Raw genomic sequence first — 18011 nt, 5'->3', positions numbered from 1 at the left:
CCTCAGCGCGCCGGCCCCGCAGCCACGGACTCGCGCTCGATGACGGCGAGCGTTCTATCGATGAAGCGTTGCAAGGCCGCGTCCGGCACGAAGACGGAGGCTTGGCCTGCGGTGTTGAAACGTTGCAGCAGGCCCAGGAGTTCGGCATCTGCCTTCATCTGCTGGGCGGACAGGCCCTGCTGCTTGAGCAGCCGCACCCGCGCGACCCAGCGCAGGGTGTCGAGCAGATAGCCCCGCAGCGCCGGTTTCCGGACCGGCTTGCCATGTCCGGGAATGATCCAGGTAAGCTCATCCCCCAGCGCTAGCAGGGCCAGCATGGCCTCGGTGAAGCCGGCCACGCCGCCGGCATAGAAGGTCGGATGCCAGCTGCCATCGTACAGATCGCCCACGAACATCCAGTGGCCGGCCGGGTCGAAGTACACATGGTCGGCGGCGCTGTGGGAGCGCAGCGTGATGGAGCGAATCTCTTTGAGCGCCAGCGGCAGCACCACCAGCCTGGCACCGTGCCCGACGAAGAACTCGTTGCCTCCCGTGTGATCCTCGTGACTGTGGGTGTTCAGGATAAACACCACAGCCGGATCGAAGCGCTGCTGGATCAACTGCTGCAGCGCGGCGAGGTTCTCACGCCTGGGCATGGGATCGATCAGGATCACGCCCGCCGGGGTCTGGATGAGACCGATATTGGTGTTGTAGTCGGCAGCCTTGAGAACATGGGCGGCACCACCCAGCGACTCCAACGTGAACAAGCTGGCAGCGCTGGACTTGGGCTGCGCTTGCGCGCAGACCCAGCCGCTGGCCAGCAGCAGGACTGCCAGTCGGGTCGTCATCATTCGTCTTCCTTTGAGTTGTATGGGCGGCGCGAGTGTCGACAGCAGCCGGCGGCGCGCCAAGCGGCATCGGACGGAACAGGCTCGATTGCGACGAAACGCTAAAACGCTGGGACAGGCCACCGTCATTGCGGCGACCGCTGCTCTTACAGTGACCTACCCCAAAGCCAAACCCCGCCATGCATGAACGCCGCCCCCTGCTGATTGCCGGCCTGCTGGCCGCCTGCCTGCCCCATCCGAGCCGGGCCGATGCCCCTGCCAAACCACCGCCCAATCTGATACGCCTCGACGAACGCTGGCTCACCGCCGGCCAGCCCTCGGCCGCATGGCTTGCCACGCTGAAGCAGCAGGGCATAGACGCCGTGCTCTATCTGGCCCCGCCGACGGTCAGCGACGCCTTGGCGGCCGAGCCCGACATCGTTCGCGACCAGGGCCTGCTCTTCGTCAATGTGCCCGTGGTCTGGGGCCGCCCCAGCGCGGCTGAATATCGAGCCTTCGAACGCCAGATGCGCGGCTGGCGAGCCCAGCAGCGGTCGGTGTTGGTGCATTGCCAGGTCAATATGCGGGCGTCCGTCTTCAGCTTTCTGTACCGAGTGATCAACGAGGGCGCAGTGCCCGAAGAAGCCTGGACCGCAGTCAGCCGGATCTGGACGCCCTCCGGGCCTTGGAAGCGCCTGGTGCAGGAACTGCTGGCGGAGCACGGGATCGTCTTCGACCCGTTCTGAACAGGGCTATGCGTCCATCCGGGACCGGCCTCAGCGCTCCACCACCTTGTTATCGGAGCCGGTATTGACGACCCGGGTCTTGAAGCCCTTGGGCACATAGACGGTGTTGCCGCCGCCCGTGAAGTCGATCACCTCGATCTGCGTGCCGGCCTCCACCATGACCTTGTTGCTCAGACCGGTGATCAGCAAGCGCTTGACCGTGTTGTTGGCCGCCACGGTGAGCTCGCAATCGCCGCCGTTGATCTCGATGTCGTAGGCCTCGCTCTTGTTGACCGTGGCCTTGACCCGGATGCCGTCGACGACATAGCGCGAGCCCTCATCGCTGCCGCCGCCGCAGCCCGCCAGTGCAAGACACAGCCCTGCGACCAGCCATGCTCGCCGACAAGGGGGCGCGATCTTTTGTAATTCCCTGAACATCGAATCTCCTGAGGCTTGTGACAATGACGCTCAGTCTGCTTGGGTGTCGATGAATGTCGCATGAAGCCGGCAAGCCGCAGCGCACGGCTGACTGTCACCAAGATGACCTCCCCCCTCAATGCCGGCCGCGCACAATCGACCCGCCAGCCTGCAGGAGACAAGACATGAGCGAGCCGCAACAAAGCCACTACCGCATCTGCCCCCTGTGCGAGGCCTGCTGCGGGCTGGAAATCGTCACCGAGGGCACCCAGGTCATCAGCATCCGCGGCGCCGCGCAGGATGTCCTCAGCCACGGCTATATCTGCCCCAAGGGCGTGTCGCTGAAAGACCTGCACGATGACCCTGATCGGCTGCGCGCACCGCTGATCAAGAACAGCGCCGGTGAGTTCGTCGAGGCCAGCTGGGACGAGGCGTTTGCCGAGATCGAGCGCCGCCTGCTACCGATACTCGACAGGCACGGCCGCGACGCGGTGGCCGCCGTGATCGGCAACCCCAGCGCCCACAAGATCAGCCTCTTGAGCTACTTCCCGCGCCTGGTCAAGGCCCTGGGCTCGCACAATGTGTTCTCGGCATCGACCCTGGACCAGATGCCCAAGCAGCTGTCCAGCGGACTGATGTTCGGCCACTGGCTGTCGGTTCCCGTGCCCGATATCGAGCGCTGCGACTACCTGCTGATGCTGGGCGCCAACCCCATGGTCAGCAACGGCAGCCTGTGGACCGTGCCCGACTACCGCGGCAAGGCCAAGGCCATGCGCGCGCGGGGCGGCCGCATCGTCGTGGTCGATCCGCGCCGCAGCGAGACGGCGGCCCAGGCCGATGAGCATCTGGCGATCCTTCCCGGCGGCGATGTCTTCCTGCTGCTGGGCCTGGCCCACACGATGTTCGACGAAGGCCTGCTGCGGCTCGGCCGGCTCGCGCCCTATGTCCAGGGCCTGGCCGCGCTGCGCCAGGTCTTGCTGGACTATCCGCCCGAGCGCATGGCGGCCGGCTGCGGCATTGATGCCGCCACCCAGCGCCGCCTGGCCCGCGAGCTGGCGCTGGCGCCACGCGCTGCCGTCTACGGCCGCATCGGCACCTGCACCCAGCGCTTCGGCACGCTCAACAGCTGGCTGGTCGATGTGCTGAATGTGCTGACCGGCCAGCTCGACGCGCCCGGCGGCGCGATGTTTCCGAAGGCGGCCGCCTTTGCCGCCAACACCCAGGGCCAGGCCGGCAGCGGCAAGGGCGTCAGCACCGGCCGGCGCCGCAGCCGGGTCTCGAGCGCGCCCGAGGTGTTCGGCGAGCTGCCAATCACCTTGCTGGCCGAGGAAATCGAAACCGCCGGCGAGGGTCAGGTGCGCGCCGTGATCGCCATCGCGGCCAATCCGGTCTTGTCGGCGCCGAACGGCCCGCGCCTGGCCAGCGCGCTCGACGGCCTGGATTTCATGCTGAGCCTGGACATCTATCTGAACGAGACCAGCCGCCATGCCGATGTGATACTGCCCGGGCTGTCGCCGCTGGAGGACCTGCATTACGACCTGGCCTTCCCGCAGTTTTCCTACCGCAACCATGCACGCTTCTCCGGCCCGGTGTTCGACAAGCCGGCCGGTCAGCCCGAGGAGTGGGAGACCTTGCTGCGCCTGGCGACCATGGCCGAAGGCCGCGACTGGCGCGCCGATTTGCAGGCGCTCGACGATGCCGCGATTGCGGCCGATGTGCAGCGCCTGGCCGGCGCCCATGCGGCGGCCGTGCTGCAAGCGCTGCAGCCCTGGCGCGGCCCGGAGCGCCTGGTCGATCTGGCGCTGCGCAGCGGGCCGTATGGCGACGGCTTCGGAAAGAACCCGCAAGGTCTGACCCTGGCCAAGGTGCGCGTCGCGCCGGGCGGCATCGATCTGGGCGAGCTGCAGCCGCGCATCCCCGAAGTGCTGCGCACACCCTCGGGTTGCATCGAGCTCGCGCCGCCTTTGCTGCTGGACGATCTGGGCGCTGTCGATGCGGCACTCGAGGCCCCCGTGCCCGAGCTGCTGCTGATCGGACGACGCGATGTGCGCTCGGGCAATAGCTGGATGCACAACCTGCCGACCCTGGCCAAGGGTCCAGAGCGCTGCACCTTGCTGGTCCATCCCGACGATGCGAAACGCTACGGCATCAACGAGGCGGACATGGCCCGGCTCAGCAGCGCGGCGGGCGAGTTGCAGGTACGGGTGGCGCTGAGCGCGGAGATGCGGCCCGGCGTCGTCAGCCTGCCGCACGGCTGGGGCCATGACCTGGCCGGCAGCCGGCTCTCGCTGGCAGCGCAGCGGCCGGGCGCCAATATGAACGCGCTGCTGGACGACGGGCTGCGCGATCCGCTGTCGGGCAATGCCGTGCTCAGCGGCGTGGCGGTACGCTTGGCGCCGGTCTCAATCAGTTGAGGGCAGTGGCGCACTGCTGTGGTATGCTCGGCGCATAGATACGCACAAGACCGTTTCTTCAAGGTCTTCAATCTGCAGCCCCGCATGATCGTTCGCGAGCGGCTCGCTTCAGTTTCAACTCCCGTTTGACTGTTCTTGAGTGTTTCTGTCCTCGCCGGCCATGTGGCTGCGAGGTGGTTTTTTAATTTGTTTCCAAAGGAACACATCATGACGACTATGCAAACTGGCACCGTGAAATGGTTTGACGACGGCAAGGGCTTCGGCTTCATCACGCCGGAAGACGGCTCCAAGGACCTGTTCGCCCACCACAGCGAAATCAAGAACAACGGCGGCTTCCGCACTCTGGCCGAAAACCAGAAGGTGGAATTCGAAGTCAAGCAAGGCCCCAAGGGTCTGCAAGCTTCGAACATCCGCGGCCTGTAATTGGCTGTCGACGGTGACGCGTGAGCGTCACCTGCTTTGATCGCATCAAAGCCAAACGGTGGGTCGCCTCAAACCGGCCCACCGTGCTTCAAATACCTGCCAAGACCATAAAAAGAAACCGGCAAGTACGCAGCGGGCGGCCTCCCAAGCCAATGCCCTGACCTCTCAAGGTCACAAACCAACGAACACCGCCGATGAACGACAAATGCGCCAGCTTTGCTGATGCTGCACGTCTTCATTCGCCCGTTCGCCCCTTATCGCGCCGAGACACAGCGTCCTGGCGCACACCTCCATGAAAAATATGCACAAGAACAGCATAGAGGTGGGCAAGTACCTTGTCTCACCGATGATCAAACCCCAAGCCGATGGCAGCTTTGCCGCCTCGGTCTCGATACGCTCGGGCTGCGGCATGGCCAGCCATGACCGCGTGATGCGCTTCACACCGCGTTTCCTGAGCCAACGCGCCGCACTGCGCTACGCCACCAACGAGGGCCTGGCCTGGATTCGCCAGACCAACTGACGCGGTTCGGTCCGGCCCCATGAACAACGCCTCCGCAAAGGAGGCGTTGTCGTTTCCGGGCCAGGTCTTCTTGTCAGGACTGGGCCACCCCTCCGCCCAACACCTTGTAGAGCTGCACGCCGTTGAGCAGCTTGGCCAGGCGCACCTGTAGCACCGCCTGCTGGGCGGCGAAGCTGGCGCGCTGCGCGTCGAGCAGCTCCAGATTGTTGGAGGCGCCATTGGCATAGCGCAGCTCGACCAGCTTCAGGCGCTGACCCTCGGCCTCGGCCTGGGCCTGCTGCGCCTGCAGCTGCTCATCCAAGGTGGCGCGGCCGGCCAGGGCGTCGGCGACCTCGCGGAACGCGGTCTGCACCGCCTTCTCGTACTGTGCCACTGCGATGCCCTGGGCTGCCTTGGCGGCCTCCAGATTGGCGCGGTTGCGGCCGGCGTCGAACAGCGGCATCAGCGCCTGCGAGGTGAAGGTCCAGGCGGTGTTGCTGAACAGCTCGGACAACTGGCTGCTGGCCGTGCCGAGGCTGGTGGTCAGCGTGATGCTGGGGAAGAAGGCCGCGCGCGCGGCGCCGATATTGGCGCTGGCGGCGATCAGCTGCTGCTCGGCCTGCAAGACATCGGGGCGCGTCACCAAGACCTCGGACGGCAGACCCGCCGGCACATCGGCCAGTTGCAGCGCGGCCAGGGCCTGCCCCTGCGGCAGCGCAGCCGGCAGCGGCTGGCCCAGCAGCAGCACCAGCGCGTTCTGGTCCTGATCGCGCTGGCGCTGGGTTTGGGCGACAGTGGCGCGGGCGGCGGCCGCGGCCGACTCGGCGCTGCTGAGATCCAGCGCCGAGGCCGCACCGGCCTCGTACTTCAGCCGGGTCAATCGCAGACTGTCCTCGCGGGTGGCCAGGGTCTGGCGGGCCAGCGCCAGCAGCTCCTCATCGGCCTGCAGGGCCAGATAGCTGGACGCCACACCCGAGACCAGCGCGATCTGCGCGGCGCGGCCACCTTCGACAGTGGCCAGATAGCGGGCCATCGCCGCGTCGCTCTGGTTCTTGATCTTGCCGAACAGGTCCAGCTCGAAGGCGGTGATCTGCAGACCGGCCTGGTAGTTGCGGCTGCTGCCGCCGTCGGCGGTCGGCTGGCGGCTGCCGGACAGACCGACGCCGACAGTCGGCAGGCGGTTGGCATCGGCCACGCGGGCCAGCGCCCGCGCCTGCTCGACATTGAGCAGGGCCACGCGCAGATCGCGGTTGTTCTGCAGCGCCAGCTTGATCAGCTCGGCCAGCCGCGCATCGCCGGCATAGAACTGCGGCCAGGCCAGCTCGGCCGCAGCCTGGCCGGTGGCGGCCGTCGGCGCCGGCCAGCTCTGCGCCACCGGGGCGGCCGGACGCTGGTGCGCGGGCGCCAGATTGGCGCAGCCGGCCAGCAGCAGCGCGGCCACGGCGGCGCTGACGAGGGTCAGGGGATTGTTCTTATGCATCTCAGATTCCTTCGGCGTCGCGCACCGGGTTGGCTTCGAGCTCGTGGGCGTACATCTTGCGCTGCCGCTCGCTGCCCTTGAACACACGCCGCACCACCAGGAAGAACACCGGCACGAAGAGCACGGCCAGGAAGGTCGCCGTCAGCATGCCCGAGAGCACGCCGGTGCCGATCGCGCGCTGGCTGGCCGAGCCGGCACCGCTGGCGAAGAACAGCGGGGTCACGCCCAGGATGAAGGCCATCGAGGTCATGATGATGGGACGGAAGCGCAGATGGGCGGCTTCGAGAATGGCCTCGATCAGGCCCTTGCCCTGGGCCTGCAGGTCCTTGGCGAACTCGATGATCAGGATCGCGTTCTTGGCCGACAGACCGATGATGGTGATCAGGCCGACCTTGAAGTACACATCGTTAGGCATGCCGCGCAGCGTCGCCCCCAGCACCGCGCCCAGAATGCCCAGCGGCACGACCAGCAGCACCGAGAACGGGATCGACCAGCTCTCGTACAGCGCGGCCAGGCACAGGAATACCGCCAGCAGCGAGAAGGCCAGCAGCACGGTGGCCTGGGCGCCCGAGAGCTTTTCCTCGCGGGACAGGCCGGTCCACTCATAGCCGATGCCGGCCGGCAGCTTGGCCACCATAGCCTCCAGCTCCTTCATCGCATCGCCGGTCGAGGCGCCGGGGGCGGCATCGCCGGCCAGGCGCATCGCCGGATAACCGTTGTAGCGGGTGGCCTGCATCTGGCCGCTGATCCAGCGGGTCGAGGCGAAGGCCGACAGCGGCACCGACTTGCCCTGGGCGTTGTTGACGTTCAGGCGAAGCAGGTCCTCGGGCTGCATGCGGGCCTGGGCATCGGCCTGCACGACCACACGCTGCAGACGACCCTGGTTCGGAAAGTCGTTGACATAGGACGAGCCCAGCTGGGTGCCCAGCACGGCGGCTATGGCGTCATAGCCGATGCCCAGGGCATTGGCCTTGTCGCGGTCGATGTCGATCTGCAGCTGGGGCGCGTCTTCCAGGCCATCGGGCCGCATGCCGGTGATGATCTTGCTCTGGGCCGCCATGCCCATCAGCTGGTTGCGCGCGGCCAGCAAGGCCTCGTGGCCCAGGCCGGCGCGGTCCTGCAGGCGCAGCGCGAAGCCGGTGGCCGTGCCCAGCTCGGGGATGGGCGGCGGCGACAGCGGGTAGATGAAGGCGTCGCGCACCCCCATCATCATCGCGCCGAAGGCACGGCCGGCCAGCGCGCTGGCGCTGTTCTCGGGCTTGCTGCGCTCTTCCCAGGGCTTCAGCGGCACGAACACCAGCGCGGCATTCTGGCCTTGGCCGGAGAACGAGAAACCGATCACACCGATGGTGGACTGCACCTCGGGCTGCTTGAGCATGAAGTCCTCGACCGACTTGACCGCTGCCTCGGTACGGGCCGCCGTCGCGCCCGGGGGCAGCTGCACATTGACGATCAGATAGCCCTGGTCTTCATTGGGCAGGAAGGAGGTCGGCAGGCGCAGATAGAGCCAGCCCACCACGGTGACGATGGCCAGGAAGGCCACCATCATGCTGGGGGCGCGCTTGAGCAGCTTCGCGACCCAGCCCTCGTAGCCCTTGGCGGTGCGCGAGAAGCCGCGGTTGAACCAGCCGAAGAAGCCGCGCTTGTCATGGTGGTGGCCGGCCTCGACCGGCTTCAGCAGGGTCGCACACAGCGCCGGGGTCAGTGTCAGCGCCATCAGCGCCGACAGCGAGATCGAGGCCACCATGGCCAGCGAGAACTGGCGGTAGATATTGCCGACCGAGCCGCTGAAGAAGGCCATGGGCACGAACACCGCCACCAGCACCACGGTGATGCCGATGATGGCGCCCGAGATCTGGCCCATCGCCTTCTTTGTGGCCTCGCGGGGCGACAGCCCCTCCTCGCTCATGATGCGCTCGACGTTCTCGACCACGACGATGGCGTCATCGACCAGGATGCCGATCGCCAGCACCATGCCGAACAGGGTCAGCACATTGATCGAGTAGCCCATGCCCAGCATCACCGCGAAGGTGCCCAGCAGGGCCACCGGCACGACCAGGGTGGGGATCAGCGTGTAGCGCCAGTTCTGCAGGAACAGATACATCACCAGGAAGACCAGCACGATGGCCTCGACCAGGGTGTGCACCACCTGGGTGATGGAGATGTCGACGAACTTCGACGAATCGTAGGGCGTCTCGTAGATCACGCCCGCCGGGAAGAAGCGTTCCAGCTCGGCCATGCGCTGCTTGACGGCGGTGGCCGCTGCCAGCGCATTGCCGCTGGGCGAGAGCTGCACGCCGATGCCGGTGGAGGGTTTGCCGTTCAGGCGCGCGTAGGTGCTGTAGCCCTGCCCGCCGAGCTCGATGCGGGCGACATCCTTGAGCCGCACGCTGGAGCCATCGGCATTGGCGCGCAGCACGATATTGCCGAACTGCTCGACGTTCTCCAGCTGGCCCTTGACCACCACGGTGGCCGACATGGTCTGGCTGGACAGATTGGGCAGATCGCCCATGGTGCCGGCCGGCACCAGCGCGTTCTGCGCACGGATCGCCGCATTGACCTCGGCCGGGCTGATGTTGAAGGACAACATCTTGGCCGGCTCCAGCCAGATGCGCATCGCGCGCTCGGTGCCGAAGAGCTGGGCCTGGCCGATACCGGGAATGCGCTGGATCTCGGGCACGATATTGCGCGCCGCGTAGTCACCCAGGGCCACCGGATCCATCGAGCCATCCTTGCTGGACAGCGTGACGAAGAGCAGGAAGTTGCTGCGCGCCTTGTCGACGCGCACACCCTGCTGCGTCACCGCCGCCGGCAGGCGCGGGTTGGCGCGCGACAGGCGGTTCTGGATCTCGACCTGGGCCAGGTCGATATTGGTGCCGGGCTCGAAGGTCACGGTGATCGCACCCGTGCCATTGGCCTGGCTGACCGATTCCATATAGGCCAGGCCGGGCGCGCCATTGAGCTCCTGCTCGATGACCGAGACCACGCTCTCGTCCAGCGTCTTGGCCGAGGCACCGGGATAGGCCACATTGATGGCCAGCGAAGGCGGCGCGACCGTCGGGTACTGCGCCACCGGCAATTGCGTGATCGCGACCCCGCCAAAGACCAGGATGAAGAGCGCGATCACCCAGGCGAAGATCGGGCGGTCGATGAAAAAACGTGCCATAGCTGAGTCCTGCCTGTCTTAGCGGCTGGCGGCCGAGGCCGCGGCTGCGGGCGCCGAGCCTGCCGGCGACCAGGGCACGGGGTTGACCGGTGCACCGGGCACGAACATCTTCTGGAAGCCGTCGGCAATCACCTTCTCGCCGGGCTTCAGACCGTCCAGCACCACCCACTGGTTGCCCTGGGCGCCGCCGATCTTGACCGGGCGCTGCTGGGGCTTGTTGTCGGCGCCGACCACCAGCACCGTGTCGCCGGTGTTGCTGCGCGTCACCGCCTGTTGCGGCAGCAGCATGGCCGCCGGTCGCTCGGCCTGGGCCAGGCGCACCCGCACATACTGGCCGGGCAGCAGCGCGTTGTCGGCATTGGGCACTTCGGCGCGCAGCGAGACCTGGCCCGAGCTCGTGTCCACCGTCAGATCGGTGAACAAGAGCTTGCCGCTCTTGCTGCTGCCGTCGTCCAGCAGCACCTGCACCTGGGCGGCCTGTTTTCCATCTGCCCCGCCGGCCGAGCGCAGCTGGCCGGCCGCCAGCGCGCGACGCAGCTGCTGCACCTCATTGGCGCTTTGCGTGAAGTTGACATAGACCGACGAGGTCTGCTGGATCAGCGCCAGCTGCGTGGCCTCGGCGGCGCTGACCAGCGCGCCCTCGGTCACCAGCGCACGGCCGATACGGCCGGCGATCGGTGCGCTGACGGCCGCATAGTCCAGATTGAGTTTGGCCGTCGTGATCGCAGCCTTGGCGGCGGCCACATCGGCCTCGGCCTGCTTGGCAGCCGCCACGGCCACCAGGTATTCCTGCTGGCTGATCGCCCGGGCCTCGACCAGGGGCTTGTTGCGCTCCGCCTGGGCGGCGGCCTGGCTCAGATTGGCCTGGGCCTTGGCCAGCTGGGCCTGGGCGCTGTCATAAGCTGCCTGATACGGCGCGGGATCGATCTGGAACAGGGCCTGGCCGGCCTTGACCTCGGCGCCTTCGGTGAACAGGCGCTTGAGCACGACGCCGTTGACACGGGCTCGCACCTGGGCAACGCGCTGGGCCTCGACCCGGCCCGGCAGTTCGGTCTGCACAGCCACCGGCTGCAAGGCCGCCGTGACCACGCCCACCGCCGGCGGCGGCATGCCGCCGCCCTTGGCCGGGGCTGCGCCTTCCTTGGAACAGCCCAGCAGCACGGCGGCGATGGCCACCGTCAGCGGGACCAGATAGAGCACACGGCTGCCCAGGCTGAGCGGGGCGGGCTGCTGTTGGGATGATGCTGAACAGATCACGGGTGGGGCCTCTCTTGAAATAGTCCGCTTGTGCGCCTCGCGGCCGACAGGGGTACGACGGATGACGCCAGCGGCTTGAACTCGGGGTTGACCCGGAGTATATACACATACATTCATGAATGTATGTAAACCCGTATAAAATCCTGGGGTCATGGCACGCAAAACCAAACAAGAGGCGCAGGAGACGCGCCACCACCTGCTCGATGCAGCGGAACACCTGTTCCTGCGGCAAGGGGTGTCACGCACCTCGCTGCAGCAGATCGCCGAGGCGGCCGGCCTGACCCGCGGCGCCGTCTACTGGCACTTCAAGGACAAGGCCGAGCTGTTCCAGGCCATGATGGACCGCGCCACGATGCCGCTGGAAGAAGGCATGAGCCTGCAGTCCGAGGGCGAGGCACCGCCACTGACCTTGACCGAGCTGCGCTGGGGCCTGGTCAACATCTTCCATTGCGCAGTCCACAACGAGCGCACTCGCCGGGTCTTCGAGATCGCGATGAAGAAGGTCGAGTACACCGGCGAGCTGCTGGCCCTGCAGGAACGCAAGCTGCTGGCGATGCAGGGCTGGCGCGCCCAGAACCGCGCGGCCTTCGAACGCGCCATCGCCGAAGGCCTGCTGCCGGCCGGGCTGAATGTGTCGCTGGCCGCCGTGGCCCTGGTCGCGCTGGTCGACGGGCTGCTGCACCAGTGGGTGATCGATCAGGACGGCTTCGACCTGATCGAGGTCGGCCAGACCGCCGTCGAGGGCTTTCTCGGCAGCCTGGCCCGCGGCAACGATGCGGGGCTGCTGCCGCCGCTCAGCGAGGCCGAACACGCCCGACTGGGCCTGGCCGGCGCCTGCAGCAACGCCCGGCAGGCGGAATAAATGCACCGCCAATCCCCTTGAATTGCATTGGCAATGACCGGGTTTGCCCCAGGTCAAGGACAATAGCGGGTTGCCCGCCAGCCCCACCGCCATGTCCGCCCACACCACCATCGCCCCGCCCAAGCCCAACAAGGCCCTGACGGCCTACCGCCCGTTCTGGGCTAAGCGCTTCGGGCCGGCACCGTTCCTGCCGATGAGCCGGGCCGAGATGGACCAGCTGGGCTGGGACAGCTGCGACATCATCATCGTCACCGGCGACGCCTATGTGGACCACGCCAGCTTCGGCATGGCGGTGATCGGCCGCACGCTGGAGGCGCAGGGCTTTCGGGTCGGCATCATCGCCCAGCCCGACTGGCAGAGCGCCGACCCCTTCAAGGCCCTGGGCAAACCGAATCTGTTCTTTGGCGTGGCGGCCGGCAATATGGATTCGATGATCAACCGCTACACGGCCGATCGCAAGATCCGCTCCGACGACGCCTACACCCCCGGCGGCCAGGGCGGCAAGCGGCCCGACCGCGCCACGCTGGTCTACACCCAGCGCTGCAAGGAAGCCTGGAACGAGGTGCCCATCGTGATCGGCGGCATCGAGGCCTCGCTGCGCCGCATCGCGCATTACGACTACTGGAGCGACAAGGTGCGCCGCTCCATCCTGGTGGACGCCAAGGCCGATCTGCTGGTCTATGGCAATGCCGAGCGCGCCATCGTCGAGATCGCCCACCGGCTGGCGCGGCGCGAGCCGATCGAGAGCCTGACCGATGTGCGCGGCACTGCCTTCATGCGCCGCACCGACGATCCGACTTCGCACGAATGGTTCCAGCTCGACTCGACCTCCGTCGACACGCCGGGCCGCATCGACGATCTGATCAGCCCCTACCAGACCATCGAGGAGACCGCTGCCGACCAGGGCGCCTCCTGCAGCAGCGCGAGCGGCGACCAGCCGGCGGCAGACGCGCCCAAGCCCATCACCATCCACCGCCCGGCCAAGATCACGCTGCCGCCGCGCGACAAGACCGTGATCCGCCTGCCGGCCTATGAGCAGGTCAAGAGCGATCCGGTGCTCTATGCCCATGCCAACCGGGTGCTGCATCTGGAGACCAATCCGGGCAATGCCCGCGCCCTGGTGCAGCGCCATGGCGAGCGTGATCTGTGGATCAATCCGCCGCCGATCCCGCTGAGCACGGCCGAGATGGACCATGTCTTCGACCTGCCCTATGCCCGCGCGCCGCATCCCAGCTATGCCGATGCGAACGGCAGCCACGAGGGCGAGACCAAGATCCCGGCCTGGGAGATGATCCGCTTCTCGGTCAACATCATGCGCGGCTGCTTCGGTGGCTGCACCTTCTGCTCGATCACCGAGCACGAGGGCCGCATCATCCAGAGCCGTTCGGAAGACTCGGTGATCCGCGAGATCGAGGAGATGCGCGACAAGGTCAAGGGCTTCACCGGCGTGGTCTCCGACCTCGGCGGCCCGACGGCCAATATGTACCGCATCGGCTGCAAGTCGCCCGAGATCGAGGCCGCCTGCCGCAAGCCCAGCTGCGTCTATCCCGGCATCTGCCCGAACCTGAACACCAATCACGATCCGCTGATCAAGATGTACCGACGCGCGCGGGCCTTGCGAGGCGTCAAGAAGATCCTGATCGGCTCGGGCCTGCGCTACGACCTGGCGATCCAGTCGCCCGAGTACGTCAAGGAGCTGGTGACCCACCATGTCGGCGGCTATCTGAAGATCGCGCCCGAGCACACCGAGGGCGGGCCGCTGTCCAAGATGATGAAGCCGGGCATCGGCACCTACGACAAGTTCAAGAAGATGTTCGAGCAGGCCAGCGAAGAGGCCGGCAAGAAGCAGTACCTGATCCCCTATTTCATCGCCGCCCACCCGGGCACCTCGGACGAGGACATGATGAATCTGGCAGTCTGGCTGAAGAAGAACGGCTTCCGCGCCGACCAGGTGCAGACCTTCTACCCCAGCCCGATGGCCACGGCCACGGCCATGTACCACTCGAACAAGAACCCGCTGAAGAAGGTCACCCACGACAGCGAGACGGTCGACATCGTGCGCGGCGACCGCCGCCGCCGCCTGCACAAGGCCTTTCTGCGCTACCACGACGCCAACAACTGGCCGCTGCTGCGCGAGGCGCTGAAGACCATGGGTCGGGCCGACCTGATCGGCAATGGCAAGCACCACCTGATCCCGAGTTTCCAGCCGGTCACCGACGGCAGCTACGAGAGCGCCCGGCGCAAGAACTCGACGCCGACCGGTGTCAAGACCTCGGTCGCCAAACCACTCGCCAAGCAGGCCGTGCGCACCCCGCCGCTCAAGGGTCAGATCTTGACCCAGCACACCGGCCTGCCGCCGCGGGATACCGGCAGCCGGCCGCCCCGGCCCGCTGTCAGGAAGGCAAAGCCGGGGCGCTGAGTTCAGGTCGGTGGCGGGCGGCGCCACAGCGCCAGCAGCCGCTGTCCGAGCCGCCACCAGCCAAAGCCCCGGGCCGCCAGGCCCAGCAGCCGGCTCGGCCGGCGCAACAGCAGCAGGGCCGCCCCGCTGGCGAGCAGTCGGCCCGTCCAGGGCACGCCGCGCAGCCAGGCCCAGGCCTGCAGGCCGCGGTCGGCCCAGAGCAGCGGCGTCTGCAGCACACGCCCGTCCTGCTGCAGGGCGGCGCGCAGCTCGGCGCTGCGCAGCCGCAGTTCCAGCTGGCGCTGGCGGACCCGCGCCTCGGCCAGGCGGAACATCAGGAGCCCCTCAGCGCGTCGCGATCGCGCGCCAGCTCGGCCACGCTGGCCGCGAACAAGCCGCCCGGCGTGCTCATCTGCTCCCGCGCCTTCTGCCACAGGCCGTAGGCCCCGCCGACATAGACCAGGCCCAGCAGCAAGGCCGCCAGCCAGCGCCAGGGATCGGGGCATAGCAGCACCAGCGCGACACTCAGCAGGCCCAGGGCCAAGGCCACCAGCACCAGGGCCAGCAAGGCCCGCAGCAAGGCGGTCAGCAGGCGCAGCTTCTCGGCCTCCAGCTCGGTGCCCAGCAGGGACAGCCGCACCTGCAGCAGCTCCAGGCCGTGTTCGCCCAGGCGCTGCAAGGCCCCGATCAGCCCACCGCTCGGCGCTGCGTCCGCCTCGTTCTTGTTGTCCATGCCATCTCCTTGGTCTTCACTTGCCGGCCAGCTTAGCGGCAATATCACGGCGCCGCGCCCCGGTTGTTGCTAGATCGTCGCAGGGTGCGGCGGCAAATCGTCTATAACGGGCACAAACGGTCAAGAGCGATAGCGCCGATGTGCGGCCTGCCATTCTTCCCCTAATCTAGGAGATTGCCGCCACAGAGCGGCAGCACAGGATCCAACCCATGCCCGACAACATGCATCCAGCCAGCGCTCCAGAGGACGATCTGCTGGAGTTTCTGGACCATCCGGAAGGTGCAGACCAGGCCGGCCAAGAGCCGCTCAGCCCCTGGCGGGTACTGATCGTCGACGACGATGCCGATGTTCACAAGGCCACCGAGCTGGCCATGCAGGGCCTGAAGATCGAAGGCCGACCGCTGATTTTCCTGCACGCCAGCTCGGCCTCGCAGGCGCGCGCCTTGATGAGTCAGGAGCATGAGCTGGCGGTGGTGCTGCTCGATGTGGTGATGGAGTCCGAGAATGCCGGTCTGCAGCTGGTGCGCCAGATCCGCGAGGAGCTGAACCAGCATGCGGTGCGCATTGTGCTGCGCACCGGCCAGCCCGGCTATGCACCCGAGATCGAGACGGTGCAGGCCTATGACATCAACGACTACAAGACCAAGTCCGAGCTGACCCGCACCCGGCTCTACACGGTGCTGACCGCCGCGATCCGCTCCTACAAGCAGATCTGCGCGCTGGAGGCGAATCGCCAGGGCCTGGAGATGATTGTCGAGGCCAGCACCGAGCTGAGCCGGCTGCGCGGCCTGCATCGCTTCGCCGAGGGCGTGGTGACCCAGCTCTGTGCCTTGCTGGGCATCCTGCCCGAAGGCCTGGTCTGCGCCCAGGCCGGCACCGATGCCGGCGGCAAGCTCGGCGATGTGCGCATCGTCGCGGCGGCCGGTCAGTACAGCGGCCTGATCAATGCGCCGCTGGCCTCGGTCCAGGTGGTCACGGTGCGCGAGCGCCTGCAGCGCTGCCTGCAGCAGCGCCGCCATCTGTTCGAGAACGGCACCTGCCTGTACTTCGGGCTGGCCAGCGGCCGCTCGATGGCGGCCCTGGTCGATGTGGGCCGCGAGCTCGATGCCATGGAGCTGCAGCTGCTGCGCGCCTTCTGCTCCAACATCGTCGTCGGCTTCGAGAACGTGATGCTCTACAGCCAGCTGCTGGACCACGCCTACAGCGACCAGCTGCTGCGCCTGCCCAACCGGGTGCGCTTCATCGAGCTGCTGGACCAGAACCTGAAGGACCCGGCCGGCATCACCTTGGCGCTGATCGATCTGGACGATTTCTCCGACGTCAACGACGCCTTCGGCCACGGCTTCGGCGACCAGGTGCTGCAGTCGGTGGCGCTGCGCCTGGGCGAGACCCTGGGCCTGAACACCTCGATGGCCCGCGTCGCCGCCGATGTGTTCGGCCTGATGGGGCCCGAGGCGGTGGTCAACAGCGACAGCATCCGCGCGGTTTTTGCCGAGCCCTTCGATGTGGCCGGCGAGCGCCTGCAGATATCGGCCACCACCGGCCTGGTGCGGCTGGCCGAGTCCTCCTCGGTGGGCTCCGAGCTGCTTCTGGACGCGCAGATCGCGCTCAAGCGTGCCAAGCAGCAGCACCGTGGTGCCTCGCAGTACTTCTCGCCGGCCATGGGCACCGATGCGCGCGAGCGCTTCAAGCTGCTCAAGGGTCTGCGCGCCGGCTTCGAGGAGAACCGGCTGTTCGTCGTCTACCAGCCCCAGGTCGATCTGGCCAGCGCGCTGCCGCTCGGTGCCGAGGCCTTGCTGCGCTGGCGCACCGAGGACGGCAAGTTCGTGCCGCCCGACCAGTTCATCCCGCTGGCCGAGCAGAGCGGGCTGATCATCAGCATCGGTGAGTTTGTGCTGCGCACCGCCTGCCATCAGCTCAAGCGCATGGAAGACCAGGGCTATAGCGATTTCCGCATGTGCGTGAATATCTCGCTGGCCCAGTTTCGCCATCCCGGCTTTGTCGCCAGCCTCAACAGCGCGCTGCAGGACAGCGGCGTCAATGCGATGAATCTGGAGCTGGAGATCACCGAGTCGATGGCGATGGAGGACACCGAGCTGGTGCTGCATCTGCTGGCCGACATCAAGCGCAGCGGCGCGACGGTGGCGATCGACGACTTCGGCACCGGCTTCTCCAGCCTCAGCCACCTGCGCCAGCTCGATGTCGAGCGGCTCAAGATCGACCGCGCCTTCGTGCGCGAGGCGCAGAACTCCAGCGCCGGCCTGACGATCGCGCAAATGGTCATCAACCTGGGCCGCGGCCTCGGGCTGACCGTGATCGCCGAGGGCGTGGAAACCGAGCAGCAGCGCCAGCAGTTGCTAGCGCTGGGCTGCCACGAGGGTCAGGGTTGGTTGTTTGCCCGGCCGATGCCGGCCGAGCAGCTGGAGTCCTGGATGCAGCAGACCCGGGCGCCGGGCCTGCCCTTGCAGATCAGCGCCGGCTGATCAGCAAGCCCAGCAAGAGGCCCACGCCGGCGGCTACGCCCATGGCCTGCCAGGGGTTGTCGTGCACATAGGCATCGGTGGCACGGCCGGCAGCGCGCGCCTTCTCGACCGCAGCGTCCTGCAAGTCATGCAGATTGCGCTTGGCGCGGTCCAGGCTGGCCTGCACCTTGGCGCGCATCTCGCTGGCGCCTTCACCGGCCTGGCCGGCCGTGGCCCGCAGCAGGCTCTCGGCCTCGGCCACGACGGCATGCAGATCGCTCATCAGACGGTCTTTCTGGCTTTGCTGGGTTTCGATCATGAACCTCTCCTGGTGGGTTGAACACTGCCCCAACCTTACCGCGTTTTCCC

General features: G+C 67.1%; 15 protein-coding genes. 7 read left to right on the top strand and 8 right to left on the bottom strand.

Annotated elements, in window-relative coordinates; all coding sequences use genetic code 11:
* Positions 1-2 precede the first annotated feature (2 nt).
* Positions 3-827: an MBL fold metallo-hydrolase gene (locus ABGI63_RS11135; RefSeq protein WP_349742494.1), complete on the bottom strand. Its 825-nt coding sequence runs from the start codon at positions 825-827 to the stop codon at positions 3-5.
* Between the two features lie 179 nt (positions 828-1006).
* Between ABGI63_RS11135 and ABGI63_RS11130 the strand changes: the two genes are divergently transcribed.
* Positions 1007-1552 (top strand): protein tyrosine phosphatase family protein, encoded by a 546-nt coding sequence (locus tag ABGI63_RS11130; RefSeq protein ID WP_349742493.1) that lies wholly within the window; start codon positions 1007-1009, stop codon positions 1550-1552.
* A 30-nt stretch (positions 1553-1582) separates the two neighbouring features.
* On the opposite strand, the gene ABGI63_RS11125 is transcribed toward ABGI63_RS11130, so the two are convergent.
* Positions 1583-1969, bottom strand: a complete 387-nt coding sequence (locus ABGI63_RS11125) for a hypothetical protein (protein ID WP_349742492.1) — start codon at positions 1967-1969, stop codon at positions 1583-1585.
* Between the two features lie 164 nt (positions 1970-2133).
* Here ABGI63_RS11125 and ABGI63_RS11120 point away from each other — a divergent pair, with 164 nt between their 5' ends.
* The 3 genes from ABGI63_RS11120 to ABGI63_RS11110 all read left to right on the top strand — a co-directional run bounded on the left by ABGI63_RS11120 (position 2134) and on the right by ABGI63_RS11110 (position 5305).
* Entirely contained in the window at positions 2134-4362 is a 2229-nt protein-coding gene (locus ABGI63_RS11120; protein ID WP_349742491.1) for a molybdopterin-dependent oxidoreductase, read from the top strand.
* A 216-nt stretch (positions 4363-4578) separates the two neighbouring features.
* Entirely contained in the window at positions 4579-4785 is a 207-nt protein-coding gene (locus tag ABGI63_RS11115; protein ID WP_137941637.1) for a cold-shock protein, read from the top strand.
* Between the two features lie 292 nt (positions 4786-5077).
* On the top strand, positions 5078-5305 hold the full coding sequence (locus tag ABGI63_RS11110; protein WP_349742490.1) for a hypothetical protein: 228 nt from the start codon (positions 5078-5080) through the stop codon (positions 5303-5305).
* Positions 5306-5378: 73 nt separating this feature from the next.
* Here the strand turns inward: ABGI63_RS11110 and ABGI63_RS11105 are convergent, their stop codons facing one another.
* The 3 genes from ABGI63_RS11105 to ABGI63_RS11095 are packed head-to-tail and all read right to left on the bottom strand — an operon-like array spanning position 5379 to position 11130.
* The gene (locus ABGI63_RS11105) at positions 5379-6764 is read right to left on the bottom strand and encodes an efflux transporter outer membrane subunit (RefSeq protein ID WP_349742489.1); all 1386 of its coding nucleotides are present in this window, start codon (positions 6762-6764) and stop codon (positions 5379-5381) included.
* Between the two features lies 1 nt (position 6765).
* A complete protein-coding gene (locus tag ABGI63_RS11100) occupies positions 6766-9930 on the bottom strand; it encodes an efflux RND transporter permease subunit (protein ID WP_349742488.1) in 3165 nt (1054 codons plus the stop codon).
* A gap of 18 nt (positions 9931-9948) precedes the next feature.
* Positions 9949-11130: an efflux RND transporter periplasmic adaptor subunit gene (locus ABGI63_RS11095; RefSeq protein WP_490424228.1), complete on the bottom strand. Its 1182-nt coding sequence runs from the start codon at positions 11128-11130 to the stop codon at positions 9949-9951.
* Positions 11131-11338: 208 nt separating this feature from the next.
* Between ABGI63_RS11095 and ABGI63_RS11090 the strand changes: the two genes are divergently transcribed.
* Positions 11339-12049, top strand: a complete 711-nt coding sequence (locus ABGI63_RS11090; protein ID WP_349742487.1) for a TetR family transcriptional regulator — start codon at positions 11339-11341, stop codon at positions 12047-12049.
* 91 nt (positions 12050-12140) lie between these two features.
* The gene (locus tag ABGI63_RS11085) at positions 12141-14468 is read left to right on the top strand and encodes a YgiQ family radical SAM protein (protein ID WP_349742486.1); all 2328 of its coding nucleotides are present in this window, start codon (positions 12141-12143) and stop codon (positions 14466-14468) included.
* Positions 14469-14470: 2 nt separating this feature from the next.
* Here ABGI63_RS11085 and ABGI63_RS11080 read toward each other — a convergent pair whose 3' ends face one another.
* Complete coding sequence (locus ABGI63_RS11080; protein WP_349742485.1) at positions 14471-14782, bottom strand: YqjK family protein; 312 nt, start codon at positions 14780-14782, stop codon at positions 14471-14473.
* On the bottom strand, positions 14782-15180 hold the full coding sequence (locus ABGI63_RS11075; protein ID WP_137941370.1) for a phage holin family protein: 399 nt from the start codon (positions 15178-15180) through the stop codon (positions 14782-14784). Before ABGI63_RS11075 ends, ABGI63_RS11080 begins: the two co-directional genes overlap by 1 nt.
* Positions 15181-15389: 209 nt before the next feature.
* Here ABGI63_RS11075 and ABGI63_RS11070 point away from each other — a divergent pair, with 209 nt between their 5' ends.
* The gene (locus ABGI63_RS11070) at positions 15390-17663 is read left to right on the top strand and encodes a GGDEF/EAL domain-containing response regulator (RefSeq protein WP_349742484.1); all 2274 of its coding nucleotides are present in this window, start codon (positions 15390-15392) and stop codon (positions 17661-17663) included.
* On the opposite strand, the gene ABGI63_RS11065 is transcribed toward ABGI63_RS11070, so the two are convergent.
* Positions 17650-17961: an ElaB/YgaM/YqjD family protein gene (locus tag ABGI63_RS11065; RefSeq protein WP_137941369.1), complete on the bottom strand. Its 312-nt coding sequence runs from the start codon at positions 17959-17961 to the stop codon at positions 17650-17652. The genes ABGI63_RS11070 and ABGI63_RS11065 overlap by 14 nt on opposite strands.
* Positions 17962-18011: the final 50 nt, after the last annotated feature.

Origin of the sequence: Roseateles cavernae (genome assembly GCF_040187885.1) — a bacterium.
Classification (GTDB): domain Bacteria; phylum Pseudomonadota; class Gammaproteobacteria; order Burkholderiales; family Burkholderiaceae_C; genus Roseateles_E; species Roseateles_E cavernae.
The sequence above is the reverse complement of the archived record's forward strand: the minus strand, read 5'-3'. Positions and strand labels throughout refer to the sequence as shown.